Consider the following 14,004-nt stretch of genomic DNA (forward strand, 5'->3'; position numbering starts at 1 on the left):
GGAGTCCTACAGTCCTTCCTGATAGGCGGCGCCAAAGAAGCGGCGCAGCAGTTCGGCGGTTTCCGCCGGCTTTTCGGCCGGGAGCAGGTGGGCGGCGTCGTCGACGGCGGCGCCGGTGCCGTTGGGGGTGTGCTCGGCGATGAACTGCGCGAACGACGGCGGGGTGACCTCGTCCTGTTGCCCTGCCAGTGCGAGCAGCGGCAGGGGGATGTCACCCAGCCGGTGCCGGACATCGAATGCGGCCAGCGCCTCGCAGCAGAACGCATAGGAGAACCGGTCTGCGTCCTGGAGCGAATGCAGCAGGGCGGCCGCCACGGCCGGTTCCCGGTCGATGAAGCCGGGGGCGAACCAGCGCTCGGCGGAGCCGCTCAGCACCGCCGGGGTGCCCTGGTTCCGGACCGTTTCGGCGCGCTCCGCCCAGCCTTCGGGCTCGCCGATCCTGGCGCCGGAGCACAGGATGGCCAGCCCCTCAAAGTCCGAGGCGTGATCCAGCCCCAGCTGCAGTCCAACGGCCCCGCCCAGGGAAACGCCGGCGTAGTACACGTTCTGGTCCGTGGTGATGTCCCCGCCGACGCGTGCGGCCGCGACCAGGGAGGCAACGCCGTCGGCCAGGTCCGCCACGGTGAACGGTGCGGCAGCGGCGGGGCTGACTCCGTGTCCGGGGAGGTCCCAGGCGATCACGGTGAAGGTTCCCAGCGCGGCTGCCGCAGCGGACCACAGTGCGGCAGCTGAGGTTCCCAACGAGGGCCCGGCGAGCAGAACGGGAGCATGGGGACCGGCAGCACTGAGCAGGCTGGCTTTCAGGACTGGAACGCTCACCGGGAGCTCCTTACGGGGTAGGCATGCATGATGCGGTCGACCAGGGCGGAGGCTTCACCGACGTAGTTGGCCGGATTGAGCTGGGCGTTCAGCTCAGCGTCCGAGAGCGCCTGTGCAGGTACTGCCTTCCTGAGCAGTTCCGCCAGCGACTCGCCCGTGGCCAGCGAGGCTGCCACCAGCTCCTGCAGGCGGGCCTTACCGCTGCCGGGTCCGCCGTCGTCGTCCAGCAGCGGCGCCACCGTGGCCATCAGGCGTTCGCTGACCACCAGCGGACCCGCCGTCTCAAGGTTCTTCCGCAGAGCCGCAGTATCCACCGTCAGGCCCTCGGAAAGTTCAGCCAGTTTGACGCCGGCGCCGGAAGCCAGGCGCAGCAGGGAGCGCAGTGCCTGCCATTCCGCGTGCCAGGAACCGCCCGGCCGCTCGTCGTCGGCCGTTCCGGCGGCAGTCTGCAACTGCACGCCGTAGCCGGGGCCGGCCAGGGCAGCGCTGCGGATCAGCACGGACAGCGCCGGGTTGCGCTTTTGCGGCATGGCCGAGGAACCGCCGCGGCCCGCCGCGCGGGGTTCAGATACTTCGGCAACCTCGGGCCGGCTCATGAGCAGCACGTCGTTGGCGATTTTTCCGGCCGCGGACAACAGGTCCTGCAATGCTGCACCGAGAGCGGTCACGGGCAGCCGGTTCCCCTGCCAGGGTGCCGCCGGAGCTGCCAGCCCCAGGTGTGCGGCCAGCTGGTCGGCGAGTTCCAGCGGCGTGGCCGGCGACCCGCTGGAATCCACCACGGTGCGCACGGCAGCAAGTGTGCCCGAGGCTCCGCCCCACTGCAGCGGAAGCCGCGCAGCGGCAGCCTCCAATGCCTGGGCCGACTGACCGATTCCGTGCAGCCACTGGGCAGCGCGGAGGCCGAAAGTCGATGGCAACGAATGCTGGGTAAGGGTCCGGGCGACGCACAGGGTGCTGCGGTGTTCTTCGGCGAGGCCGGCCAGGGCGGACATGGTTCGCTGCGCGTCGGCCAGGATTCCCTTCACGGCTTCTGCGGCGACGAGCATCAGCGCCGTGTCCAGAATGTCCTGGCTGGTGGCGGCCGTATGCACAGCGTCCGCCGCTGCGGGCGAGGTTGTACGCATCGCCGCACGCAGATCAGCCAGGAGTGGAATCACCGGATTTCCTCCGCCGGCGGACCGCGCGGCGATGGATGCCGGATCGTAGAGTTCGGCGCGGCAGGCAGGGGCGGCGTCGTCGGGCACCCGGGAGGCGATCACACCCGCCCGCGCCAAGACGTGCAGCCACGCCAGTTCAACGTCCAGCATGGCCTGGATCAACTGGCGGTCACCGGTGTGCGCAGCACCGCTGGTGCCCGCCCACACCGGTGACAGCAATCCGTAGTCTGCGGAGTCCATATCCTCCGTTTGCCCGCCCACCGGCTAGGCCCCCGGGTAGGACAGGAAGACGGTTTCGTGCTCACCCTGCAGGACTATGTCAAAGCGCAGTCCGCCGTCGGGCTCCCGCTCGGCGATCAGCGTGGAACGCCGCTCGGGCGGCACTGAAGACAGCAGCCGGTCACGGGCCAGCGCTTCCTCGTCTTCCGGGAGGTAAATGCGGGTGTGCAGCTTGTTCGTCAGCCCACGCCCAAAGATCAGCAGGGAGATGAAGGGGGCGGATCCTTCCTCTGTGGCGCCGGGGTTTACGGTGGTGAAGGTGTAGTTTCCGGCTCCGTCCACAGCGGTGCGTCCCCACCCGGTGAAGGTGTAGCCGTCCCGCATCAGGGAGCCGGCCTGCTGCGGGATGTTGCCCGCAGAGTCCGCCTGCCAGATCTCCAGGAGAGCGTCCGGGATCCGTTCCCCGGCGCCGTCGCGCACGGTGCCCTGCAGGCAGATGGAACCGGGCAGGCCGGGAGCCAGCAGCTGGTTGTCTTTCTCGAAGGGCATGGCGTACCCGTAGAAGGGGCCAACGGTCTGCGCCGGGGTTGGCTGGAGTTTCTGCTCGCTCATTACTCTGCGTCCTCGTCTTCCATCCAGGTTCGATTGCTGCCGCTGAGCACAATGTCCCAGGTGTAGCCGGTGGCCCACTCGTGGGCAGTCACGTTGTGGTCGTAGGTGGCAATGAGTGCATCACGGGCTTTGGCGTCGGTGATCGTCTGGTAAATCGGATCCAGAGCAAAAAGGGGATCGCCGGGGAAATACATCTGAGTCACCAGGCGCTGGGTGAAGTCAGTGCCGAACAGCGAAAAGTGGATGTGGGCCGGACGCCAGGCGTTGTAGTGGTTTTTCCACGGATAGGGCCCGGGCTTGATGGTGGTGAACGCATAGTTGCCGTCCTCATCTGTGAGGCAACGCCCCACACCGGTGAAGTTCGGGTCGATCGGCGCGGGGTGCTGGTCACGCTTGTGGATGTAGCGCCCGGCGGAGTTCGCCTGCCAGATCTCCACCAGCTGGTTGCGCACGGGGCGTCCGGCTCCGTCCAGAACGCGGCCCTTCACAATGATTCGCTCCCCCAAAGGCTCGCCGTTGTGCTGGATGGTGAGGTCACTCTCCAGTGCGTGGACGTCCTGATGACCGAAAGCCGGAGACCACAGTTCAATGGTCTCGGGGTCGGTGTGATGCAGATCCTTGGTGGGATGACGCAGGATTGAGCTGCGGTAGGGGGCGAAGTCCCGCCGCGGCTGGGTCTCCGGGGGCAGGCCCTCCGCCAGGCCCTTGCGGTAGGCGGCATGGATGTCGCGGATCTCCGACGTCATCTCATCCTGCGAGGCCTGCGCTGCATCCGGACCCTGGACCATGTGGCTGTCCTGGAACAGATCTTCTTCGATCTCCATGGTTCTTTCCTTTCGATGTTTTCCTGCCTGCCCACAGCGCTGCCGAGCATCCCGAGGATGGCTCCACCCTACGCGAATGTTCATTCTGTGTACAGATGTTCACCATGCGAACACGGTTTTGAATCCGGTGTTACGCCCCGGCCGGCCACCCGGTGTAGGCCTCGGCCAGGTAGGCGCTGCCGTGACGGGAGGCGACGACTCCTTCCAGCTCCCCCAGGGTTCGCCTACGTTCAAACTCGCTGGCATCGGGCCGGGTGTGCAGCATGGAGGTCATCCAGTAGGAGAAATTCTGGGCCCGCCAGACGCGGGCAAGGGCACGGTCACTGTAGCCGTCCAGCAGGTCCGCGGATTTGGTGGAGTAGTAGGAGTCGATGGCCTCGAACAGTACCCGGACATCCGCCAGTGCCAGATTCAACCCCTTCGCTCCGGTGGGTGGCACGGTGTGCCCGGCATCGCCGGCCAGGAACAGATTGCCGTACCGCATCGGCTCACAGACGTAGCTGCGGAACTTCAGGAGCGTCTTTTCAAAGATGGGACCCTGCTTGAGTTCAAAGCCGTCGGGGCCGTCAACCCGAAGCTGCAGCTCCTCCCAGATCCGCTCCTCGCTCCAGTCATCGGGATTCTCGCTGGGATCAGCCTGGAAGTACATGCGCTGGATGCTGTCATTGCGCTGGCTGATCAAGGCAAATCCCCGATCGGAGTTGGCGTAGATCAGTTCCGGAGCGCTGGCGGGAGCCTGGGTCAGAATGCCAAACCAGGCGAAGGGATACTCAATGAACTTTTCGCTGCGGATCCCCGCCGGAATGGAACGGCGGCAGATCCCCTGCGACCCGTCCGCACCCACCAGGAGCTCGCAGTGGATTTCACAGTCATTGCCGGCGGCGTCGGTGAAGCGGATTTTGGGGGTGTTGCTCTCCAGGTCCACAATCTCGGTACCGGAGACCGCGTACCGCACGTCGCCGCCGTCGCGCTCCCTCGCGGCGGACAGATCCGCGAACACTTCGTTCTGCGGGTAGAGCCACACGGACTCGCCCACCAGGTCCTGGAAGTCGATCCGGTGGCTTTCACCGCCGAAGCGCAGATCTATCCCGTCATGCCGGTGACCCTCTGACAGGACCCGGTTGCTGACCCCGCCCTCCGTCAACATGCGGACGGAGCCGTGTTCCAGGATTCCCGCGCGCTGGGTGGTCCTGATGGTCTCGTGATCACGTTTTTCCACCACGATGTTCTCGATTCCTGCACCCGCGAGCAGATGCGAGAGCATCAGCCCCGCCGGGCCACCGCCCACTATGCCAACCTTTGTTCTCAGAACCGTGCGGACAGCACCCATGCAGTACTCCTTCTTCCTCGAAGACCCGTAATAAACCTGCCTCCCAGTGTGAGCGGGGGCACATGTCACTGAATAAGCCATTCCCATTGAATGGGAAAAGGAACCCCTTAGCCGTGGTGGTGTGGGCCTGCCTGATCCGCGGCTACCCCCAGTCCCCGGGAGATGCCGCGTGCGGCCGCCATGAGCGCGGGCACTGTGGCTGCCTGGTTCTCGGCGCCGGTCGGCACCACCACGCCCAGGGCGGCGTCGGCCTGGCCCGTTGCGCTAAAAATGGGGACGGCAATGCCCGTGGTGTCGGCCACAACGGTTCCGGGAAGGCTGGCGTAGCCGGCTCGGCGCATCTGCGCCCACTGCCGCCTCAGATCCGCTGCCAGTGGCAGGACGGAAGCTCCGTCCCCGGCTGCACGTTCCAGATAGGTTTCCTGCACATGGCGGGGCGAATGGGCCATCATGATCATTCCGGACGAGGAAATATGCAGCGGCAGCCGCCCGGCCACCCTGGCGTGGTTCAGGACGGAGCCGCGGCTGGAGAGCCGCTCAATGAACAGCACCTCGTCACCTTGGAGCACTGACAGCTGGGTGTGCTGGCGGACCACAGCGTGGAGGTCTTCCATAAACGGCATGGCCACTGCTTTGAGGTCCAGCGCGGCCGAACTGCGGCTGGCCAGCTCCCAGAGCCGCAGGCCCAGGCGGATTTCGCCGCCGGGTTCACGCTGCAGCAGTCCGTGGCCGGTGAGTTCCGCAACCAACCGGTGCGCCGTGGACAGGGGAAGGTTGGCCCGCCGCGCCAATGCACTGACGGGCATGGCGGGGTGCGTTCCGTCAAAGGCACTAATGATCCGCACGATTCGACTGGCCATCGTGTCTCCGGAACGGGAATTCGCCATCCACAGAGTCTTGCACAGCGGCACCCCTCCCCCGGTTTTCGGGCATCCGCAGGAGGGAACACCTGCATGAGGGAACAGCGGCGTTAAAGGCGAAAGGTCCCGCACCAAACGGTGCGGGACCTTTCCTTACTGCGGCAGGCCGGTTGGCCGGCCGCAGCGTTGCAGGTTAGCGGAAGTCGCTGCCCATGTCGTAGTCATCCAGCGGGATGGCATGGAACTCGGGGCTCAGGCCGCCGTCCACTCCGGCGTAGTCGAAGTCGCTGAAGGCGCTGGGGCCGGTGAACAGATTGGCCTTTGCTTCTTCGGTCGGCTCGACAGTGACCTCGGTGTAACGGGGCAGGCCCGTTCCGGCCGGGATCAGCTTACCGATGATGACGTTTTCCTTGAGGCCGAGCAGCGGATCGCTCTTGCCTTCCATAGCCGCCTGCGTCAGGACGCGGGTGGTTTCCTGGAAGGAAGCAGCGGACAGCCAGGACTCGGTTGCCAGCGACGCCTTGGTGATACCCATGAGCTCGGGACGGCCTGAGGCCGGCTTCTTGCCCTCGGATACCACGCGGCGGTTCTCGTTCTCGAAGCGGCGGCGCTCGGCCAGCTCACCCGGGAGCAGGTCCGAATCGCCGGACTCGATCACGGTTACGCGGCGCAGCATCTGCCGGACGATGACTTCCACGTGCTTATCGTGGATGCCTACACCCTGGCTGCGGTACACGCGCTGGACTTCGTCCACCAGGAATTCCTGTGCCTTGCGCGGGCCGAGGATACGGAGGATCTGCTTGGGATCCACCGCACCGAAGACCAACTGCTGGCCAACCTCAACGTGGTCGCCGTCGGCAACCAGCAGGCGGGCACGGCGCAGGACCGGGTACGCGATTTCTTCGGAGCCGTCATCGGGAGTGACAACCAGACGCATCTGGCGGTCGGACTCTTCGATGGTGACCCGACCCGCGGTCTCGGAGATCGGGGCAACACCCTTAGGCGTACGTGCTTCGAAGAGCTCCTGGATACGGGGCAGACCCTGGGTGATATCTTCCGCGGAAGCAACACCACCGGTGTGGAAGGTACGCATGGTCAGCTGGGTACCCGGCTCACCAATGGACTGTGCGGCAATGATGCCCACGGCCTCGCCGATGTCCACGGTCTTACCCGTGGCCAGGGAGCGGCCGTAGCACAGTGCACAGGTACCGACGGCGGACTCACAGGTGAGTACGGAGCGGATCTTGATGTCGGTAACGCCGGCTTCGAACAGCTTCGCGATGAGGACGTCGCCCACATCGTCGCCGCCCTTGGCCAGGACATTGCCCTGGGGGTCGACGACGTCGGTGGCCAGCGTACGGGCGTACGCCGAGTTCTCGACCTCTTCGTGCAGCTGCAGTTCACCGTTGGAGTCCGGAACCGCGATGGTGACGTTCAGGCCGCGCTCGGTGCCGCAGTCTTCCTCGCGGACAATGACGTCCTGGGAAACGTCCACCAGACGACGGGTCAGGTAACCCGAGTTGGCGGTACGCAGAGCGGTATCGGCAAGACCCTTACGGGCACCGTGGGTGGCGATGAAGTACTCCAGCACCGACAGGCCCTCGCGGTACGAGGACTTGATCGGGCGGGGGATGATCTCACCCTTAGGGTTGGCCACCAGGCCACGGATACCGGCAATCTGGCGAACCTGCAGCCAGTTACCACGAGCACCGGAAGACACCATGCGGTTGATGTTGTTTTCCTTGGGCATGTTCGCACGCATGGCCGCAGCAACTTCGTTCGTTGCCTTGTTCCAAATGTCGATGAGCTCCTGGCGGCGCTCGTCTTCGGCGATCAGGCCCTTGCCGTACTGGCTTTCAACCTTGGCAGCCTGTGCTTCGTAAACCTCCATAATGGCCGGCTTGTCGATCGGCGCGGAGATGTCCGAGATGGCAACGGTGACGCCTGAGCGGGTGGCCCAGTAGAAACCGGCGTCCTTCAGGTTATCCAGCGTTGCCGCCGTCATGACCTTCGGGTAGCGCTCAGCCAGGTCGTTCACGATCGTGGACAGCTGGCCCTTGTCTGCAACCTTCTCCACCCACGGATAATCCGCCGGCAGGGTCTGGTTGAAGATGACCTGGCCCAGAGAGGTCTGGATGAGGGCAGGAGTGCCTTCTTCCCAGCCTTCCGGAGCCGGACGGTCGCCGGAGGGCACAAAGCCATCCAGGCGCATGCTGACCTGAGCGTTCAGGTCCAGCTCACCAAGGTCGTACGCCATCAGAGCTTCGGACGGTGTCGTGAAGAACCGGCCCTCGCCTGCTGCGCCTTCCTTCTTGGTGGTGAGGTGGTGCAGGCCGATGATCATATCCTGCGAAGGCAGGGTCACCGGACGGCCGTCCGAGGGCTTCAGGATGTTGTTCGAGGACAGCATCAGGATGCGTGCCTCGGCCTGGGCCTCCGGGCTCAGCGGCAGGTGAACTGCCATCTGGTCACCGTCGAAGTCAGCGTTGAACGCGCCACAGACGAGCGGGTGCAGCTGAAGGGCCTTACCTTCAACCAGCTGGGGCTCGAAGGCCTGGATACCCAGGCGGTGCAGGGTGGGTGCACGGTTGAGCAGCACCGGGTGTTCGGTGATGATCTCTTCCAGCACGTCCCAGACCTGCGGGCGGAAACGCTCGACCATGCGCTTGGCGCTCTTGATGTTCTGTGCGTGGTTGAGGTCAACCAGGCGCTTCATCACGAACGGCTTGAAGAGCTCCAGCGCCATCTGCTTGGGCAGACCACACTGGTGCAGCTTCAGCTGCGGGCCAACAACAATGACGGAACGGCCGGAGTAGTCAACGCGCTTACCCAGAAGGTTCTGGCGGAAACGACCCTGCTTGCCCTTGAGCATGTCAGAGAGCGACTTCAGCGGGCGGTTGCCCGGTCCGGTGACCGGACGGCCGCGGCGGCCGTTGTCGAACAGGGAGTCAACAGCTTCCTGAAGCATGCGCTTTTCGTTGTTCACGATGATCTCGGGGGCACCGAGATCCAGCAGGCGCTTCAGACGGTTGTTGCGGTTGATGACACGGCGGTACAGGTCGTTGAGGTCGGACGTCGCGAAACGGCCGCCGTCGAGCTGGACCATCGGGCGCAGTTCCGGCGGGATGACCGGGACGGCGTCCAGGACCATGCCCAGCGGGCTGTTGGTGGTGGTCAGGAAAGCGTTGACAACCTTCAGGCGCTTCAGGGCACGCGTCTTACGCTGGCCCTTGCCGTTCTGGATGATGTCGCGCAGCAGCTCGGACTCAGCCTGCATGTCGAAGTCTTCAAGGCGCTGCTTGATGGCTTCGGCGCCCATGGAGCCTTCGAAGTACAGGCCGTAGCGGTCGCGCAGTTCGCGGTACAGTCCTTCGTCGCCCTCGAGGTCGCCGACCTTGAGGTTCTTGAAGCGTTCCCAGACCTGCTCGAGGCGCTCGATGTTGTTGTCGGCGTCGCGGCGAACCTTGGCCATCTGGCGGTCGGCGGAGTCGCGAGCCTTCTTCTTGTCCGCTGCCTTGGCGCCTTCACCCTCAAGGCGTGCAATCTCGCCCTCGAGGTCCTTGGCGATGGCAGCGATGTCGGAGTCGCGCTGGTCGACGAGGTGCTTGCGCTCCAGGTCGTGCTCAGCCTGCAGGTTCGGAAGTTCCGCATGGCGGTTTTCTTCGTCCACCGAGGTGATCATGTAGGCAGCGAAGTAGATGACCTTTTCCAGGTCCTTCGGAGCCAGGTCCAGCAGGTAGCCCAGACGGGACGGGACACCCTTGAAGTACCAGATGTGGGTCACGGGAGCGGCGAGCTCAATGTGGCCCATGCGCTCGCGGCGCACCTTGGCACGGGTGACCTCGACGCCGCAGCGCTCACAGATGATGCCCTTGAAGCGCACGCGCTTGTACTTACCGCAGTAGCATTCCCAGTCGCGGGAAGGACCGAAGATCTTTTCGCAGAAAAGACCGTCCTTTTCCGGCTTCAGGGTTCGGTAGTTGATGGTTTCCGGCTTCTTGACTTCGCCGTAAGACCAGCCGCGGATTTCATCCGCAGTGGCAAGGCCGATTCGCATGAGGCCGAACGTGGAATCGTTGGACATGGGTCCCTGTTCTCTCTTGTTCTCTAAATCTGAATGTCTCGGGTACGGGAAGGGGCTGCCGGAGGCCGGTCCGCTGACGCAGACCGGCCGGCTCGACTAAACCTCTTCTACGGAGCTGGGCTCTGCGCGGGACAGATCGATACCCAGTTCTTCCGCGGCCCGGAAGACTTCTTCATCCGAGTCACGCATTTCAATCGTGTTGCCCTCGGTGGAGAGTACTTCCACATTCAGGCAGAGCGACTGCATTTCCTTGATGAGCACCTTGAAGGACTCCGGAACGCCCGGCTCCGGGATGTTCTCGCCCTTGACGATGGCTTCGTAAACCTTCACGCGGCCATGGATGTCATCGGACTTGATCGTGAGCAGTTCCTGCAGCGTGTAGGCGGCGCCGTACGCTTCCAGGGCCCAGACTTCCATTTCACCGAAGCGCTGGCCACCGAACTGTGCCTTACCACCCAGCGGCTGCTGCGTGATCATGGAGTACGGGCCGGTGGAGCGTGCGTGGATCTTGTCGTCAACAAGGTGGTGCAGCTTCAGGATGTACATGTAACCCACGGAGATGGGTTCCGGGAACGGCTGGCCGGAGCGGCCGTCGTACATCTTCGCCTTGCCCGAGGCACCGATCAGGCGGTTGCCGTCACGGGTCACGGCGGTGGAATCCAGCAGGCCAACGATTTCATCCTCACTGGCACCGTCGAACACCGGAGTGGCAACCGTGGTGGGGCCGGACTCGCGCGGCAGTGCCGGCAGGTTCTTGACCCAGTCCGGATTGCCGTCGATCTTCCAGCCCTGCTTGGCAGCCCAGCCCAGGTGGATTTCCAGGACCTGGCCAACGTTCATTCGACCCGGAACACCCAGCGGGTTCAGGACGATATCAACGGGGGTGCCGTCTTCCATGAACGGCATGTCTTCGATCGGGAGGATCTTGGAGATGACGCCCTTGTTACCGTGGCGGCCGGCCAGCTTGTCGCCGTCCGTGATCTTGCGCTTGTGCGCCACGTAGACGCGCACCAGCTGGTTTACGCCCGGGGGCAGCTCGTCGTCGTTGTCGCGGTCGAAGATGCGGACACCAATGACGGTTCCGGACTCGCCGTGGGGAACCTTCAGGGAAGTGTCGCGGACTTCGCGGCTCTTCTCGCCGAAGATGGCGCGCAGCAGACGCTCTTCCGGGGTCAGTTCCGTTTCACCCTTGGGGGTAACGCGGCCAACCAGGATGTCGCCGGCTTCAACCTCAGCACCGATGTGGATGATGCCGCGCTCGTCCAGCTGGGAGAGCACTTCCTCAGACACGTTGGGGATGTCACGGGTGATTTCCTCGGCACCAAGCTTGGTGTCGCGGGCATCGACTTCGTGCTCCTCGATGTGGATGGAAGTCAGGACATCGTCGGAGACCATGCGCTGCGAGAGGATGATGGCATCTTCGTAGTTGTGGCCTTCCCATGACATGAATGCCACGAGCAGGTTCTTACCCAGAGCCAGTTCACCCTGGTCCGTGGAGGGACCGTCGGCGATGATGCTGTTGACCTCAACGCGTGCGCCTTCGGAAACCAGTACCCGCTGGTTGTACGCGTTGCCCTGGTTGGAGCGTGCGAACTTCATGATCGGGTAGTTGGACTCGGTGCCGTCGTCGTTCATGACGGTGACGAGCTCAGCGGAGACCTCAGTGACAACACCGGGCTTGACGGCGGTAACGGAGTCACCGGCATCAACGGCTGCGTACTTCTCCATACCGGTACCCACAACAGGGCGCTCGGAACGGAGCAGCGGCACGGCCTGGCGCTGCATGTTCGCACCCATCAGGGCGCGGTTGGCGTCGTCATGCTCCAGGAACGGAATCAGGGCCGTAGCCACCGACACCATCTGGCGCGGGGAGACGTCCATGTATTCCACGCCTTCGGGCTCAACGAGCACAGGCTCGCCGGAACCGCCGCGGGCACGGACAAGGACCAGGTCTTCGGCGAAGTGCTGGTCTTCACGCAGCGGAGCGTTTGCCTGCGCAATGGTGCGCTCAACTTCGTCATCAGCGGTCAGGTAATCAACCTGGTCGGTGACAACGCCGTCGATGACCTTGCGGTACGGGGTCTCGATGAAACCGAACGCGTTGATCCGGGCGTAGGACGCCAGCGAACCGATCAGGCCAATGTTCGGGCCTTCAGGAGTTTCGATGGGGCACATGCGGCCATAGTGCGAGGGGTGAACGTCTCGGACTTCCATGCCTGCACGGTCACGGGACAGACCACCCGGGCCCAGCGCGGACAGACGGCGCTTGTGCGTCAGCCCGGCGAGCGGGTTGTTCTGGTCCATGAACTGCGAGAGCTGGGAGGTTCCGAAGAACTCCTTGATCGCTGCCACGACGGGGCGGATGTTGATCAGCGTCTGCGGCGTGATGGCCTCGACGTCCTGAGTGGTCATACGCTCACGGACAACGCGCTCCATACGGGACAGGCCCGTGCGGATCTGGTTCTCGATGAGTTCGCCGACGGCGCGGATGCGGCGGTTGCCGAAGTGGTCGATGTCGTCGACCTCAACGCGGATGTCTACATCCTCGCCGTTGCGCTTGCCCGGAACGGTCTTCTCGCCGGCGTGCAGGGCAACCAGGAACTTGATCATGGCCACGATGTCGTCGTTGTTCAGGACCGAAGCATCGGAATCCGTCAGCGGCTTGTCGATGCCCAGCTTGCGGTTGATCTTGTAACGGCCAACCTTTGCCAGGTCGTAGCGCTTCGGGTTGAAGTACAGGTTGTCCAGCAGAGTCTGGGCTGCCTCGACCGTGGGGGGCTCGCCCGGACGGAGCTTGCGGTAGATGTCCAACAGGGCATCTTCGCGGGTTTCCGTGGGGTCCTTCTCCAGGGTGGCGCGGATGGAGTCGTATTCGCCGAAGGTTTCCAGGATCTGGCCTTCGGTCCAGCCCAGGGCCTTCAGCAGCACCGTGACGGACTGCTTGCGCTTGCGGTCCAGGCGGACGCCCACCTGGTCGCGCTTGTCGATCTCCAGTTCGAACCATGCACCGCGGGAAGGAATGATCTTCGCGGTGTAGATGTCCTTGTCACTGGTCTTGTCCGCAGTGCGCTCAAAGTAGGCACCCGGTGAACGGACCAGCTGGGAAACAACAACACGCTCGGTGCCGTTGATGACGAACGTTCCCTTGTCTGTCATGAGGGGGAAGTCGCCCATGAACACGGTCTGCTGCTTGATTTCGCCCGTGTTGTTGTTCATGAATTCGGCTTTAACGTACAGAGGGGCCGAGTACGTGGCGTCCCGGTCCTTGCACTCAGCCATGGTGTACTTCGGGTCGGCAAACTCCGGCTCGGAGAAGCTCAGGGACATGGTGCCCTGGAAGTCTTCGATCGGAGAGATTTCCTCGAAGATGTCGGCCAGGCCGGAAGTGGTGGCAATGCCCTGCTCCCCGGTCTGCTTGGCCTTTTCTACGCGCGCTTTCCAGCGCTCGTTGCCGACAAGCCAGTCAAAGCTGTCGGTCTGCAGGGCAAGAAGATTGGGAACATCAAGCGGTTCGTGAATCTTTGCGAATGAAATCCGGGGAGCGATGTTCTCCGGGATGTTAGCGGTTGCATTATTAGAGGTGCTCGAGGCGACCAAGAGGGATCCTTCCACAGACCTTCAGGCGTGTTTCGCGCCTCCTTCTCTGCACAAAACGGACCTGGTCCGCGTGCGTCCTTGCATCCTGCCGGGCGCGCGAAACGCTGCCTGGCACAGGACAAAGCCCACCGCTATATGAAGGCTGAAGGTTAAGAGAGGGAAGCAAATATCCACTATAGGGCATTGTGGGCAGACAAGTCTACCCGGTCCCTGCACCCTGCGTGACTCAACCCGCCGGAAATCTCTGGATTGAATCTCCAGTTCGCGACAATTACGGGGAGCTACAGGCAACACCGGCGCACCGCTGACGCATCGGATACAGATACCTTACAGCACGAAGCCCGGATTGTGCGTGCCGGGCATGGGCGGAAGCTCGGGGTGATGTGATCCCTACCTCCATCCCTCCCGCCGTTGGCGTACCCTAGGTCAAGCATGGTGAGCCTGCCCACTGCGGGCCGGTATCTTGGCCCCGCCGGCACCGACCCGCTGGTTTTCCGCATCA

The 14,004-nt window shown here is 63.8% G+C and carries 8 protein-coding genes; all 8 read right to left on the minus strand.

Going from position 1 to position 14,004, the window contains the following annotated elements; genetic code table 11:
• Positions 1 to 6: 6 nt before the first annotated feature.
• The 8 genes from ABIB35_RS00710 to rpoB all read right to left on the minus strand — a co-directional run bounded on the left by ABIB35_RS00710 (position 7) and on the right by rpoB (position 13,502).
• On the minus strand, positions 7 to 819 hold the full coding sequence (locus ABIB35_RS00710; protein WP_354178059.1) for an alpha/beta fold hydrolase: 813 nt from the start codon (positions 817 to 819) through the stop codon (positions 7 to 9).
• Positions 816 to 2,216, minus strand: a complete 1,401-nt coding sequence (locus tag ABIB35_RS00715) for a lyase family protein (protein WP_354178061.1) — start codon at positions 2,214 to 2,216, stop codon at positions 816 to 818. Before ABIB35_RS00715 ends, ABIB35_RS00710 begins: the two co-directional genes overlap by 4 nt.
• Before the next feature lie 24 nt (positions 2,217 to 2,240).
• Positions 2,241 to 2,807, minus strand: a complete 567-nt coding sequence (pcaG, locus tag ABIB35_RS00720; RefSeq protein ID WP_354178063.1) for a protocatechuate 3,4-dioxygenase subunit alpha — start codon at positions 2,805 to 2,807, stop codon at positions 2,241 to 2,243.
• Positions 2,807 to 3,595: a protocatechuate 3,4-dioxygenase subunit beta gene (pcaH, locus tag ABIB35_RS00725; RefSeq protein WP_502915699.1), complete on the minus strand. Its 789-nt coding sequence runs from the start codon at positions 3,593 to 3,595 to the stop codon at positions 2,807 to 2,809. The genes pcaG and pcaH overlap by 1 nt, the downstream gene beginning before the upstream one ends.
• Before the next feature lie 166 nt (positions 3,596 to 3,761).
• A complete protein-coding gene (locus ABIB35_RS00730; protein WP_354178066.1) occupies positions 3,762 to 4,961 on the minus strand; it encodes a 4-hydroxybenzoate 3-monooxygenase in 1,200 nt (399 codons plus the stop codon).
• A gap of 107 nt (positions 4,962 to 5,068) precedes the next feature.
• Positions 5,069 to 5,848, minus strand: coding sequence for an IclR family transcriptional regulator (locus ABIB35_RS00735; protein ID WP_354178068.1), 780 nt, complete (start codon positions 5,846 to 5,848; stop codon positions 5,069 to 5,071).
• A 166-nt stretch (positions 5,849 to 6,014) separates the two neighbouring features.
• Positions 6,015 to 9,905 carry a DNA-directed RNA polymerase subunit beta' gene (locus ABIB35_RS00740; protein ID WP_354178070.1) on the minus strand — a complete coding sequence of 1,297 codons (3,891 nt, stop codon included), beginning with the start codon at positions 9,903 to 9,905 and terminating at the stop codon, positions 6,015 to 6,017.
• Positions 9,906 to 10,001: 96 nt separating this feature from the next.
• Positions 10,002 to 13,502, minus strand: coding sequence for a DNA-directed RNA polymerase subunit beta (rpoB, locus tag ABIB35_RS00745; RefSeq protein WP_354178071.1), 3,501 nt, complete (start codon positions 13,500 to 13,502; stop codon positions 10,002 to 10,004).
• Positions 13,503 to 14,004 lie beyond the last annotated feature (502 nt).

Source organism: Arthrobacter sp. UYP6, assembly GCF_040547315.1.
GTDB lineage: Bacteria > Actinomycetota > Actinomycetes > Actinomycetales > Micrococcaceae > Arthrobacter_B.

What these genes read in the sequence shown, in the direction of transcription:
- ABIB35_RS00735 (WP_354178068.1), bottom strand. Translation starts at nt 5,848, where the DNA reads ATGGCGAATTCCCGTTCCGGAGACACGATGGCCAGTCGAATCGTGCGG.
- pcaG (WP_354178063.1), bottom strand. Translation starts at nt 2,807, where the DNA reads ATGAGCGAGCAGAAACTCCAGCCAACCCCGGCGCAGACCGTTGGCCCC.
- ABIB35_RS00715 (WP_354178061.1), bottom strand. Translation starts at nt 2,216, where the DNA reads ATGGACTCCGCAGACTACGGATTGCTGTCACCGGTGTGGGCGGGCACC.
- pcaH (WP_502915699.1), bottom strand. Translation starts at nt 3,595, where the DNA reads ATGGTCCAGGGTCCGGATGCAGCGCAGGCCTCGCAGGATGAGATGACG.
- ABIB35_RS00730 (WP_354178066.1), bottom strand. Translation starts at nt 4,961, where the DNA reads ATGGGTGCTGTCCGCACGGTTCTGAGAACAAAGGTTGGCATAGTGGGC.
- ABIB35_RS00740 (WP_354178070.1), bottom strand. Translation starts at nt 9,905, where the DNA reads ATGTCCAACGATTCCACGTTCGGCCTCATGCGAATCGGCCTTGCCACT.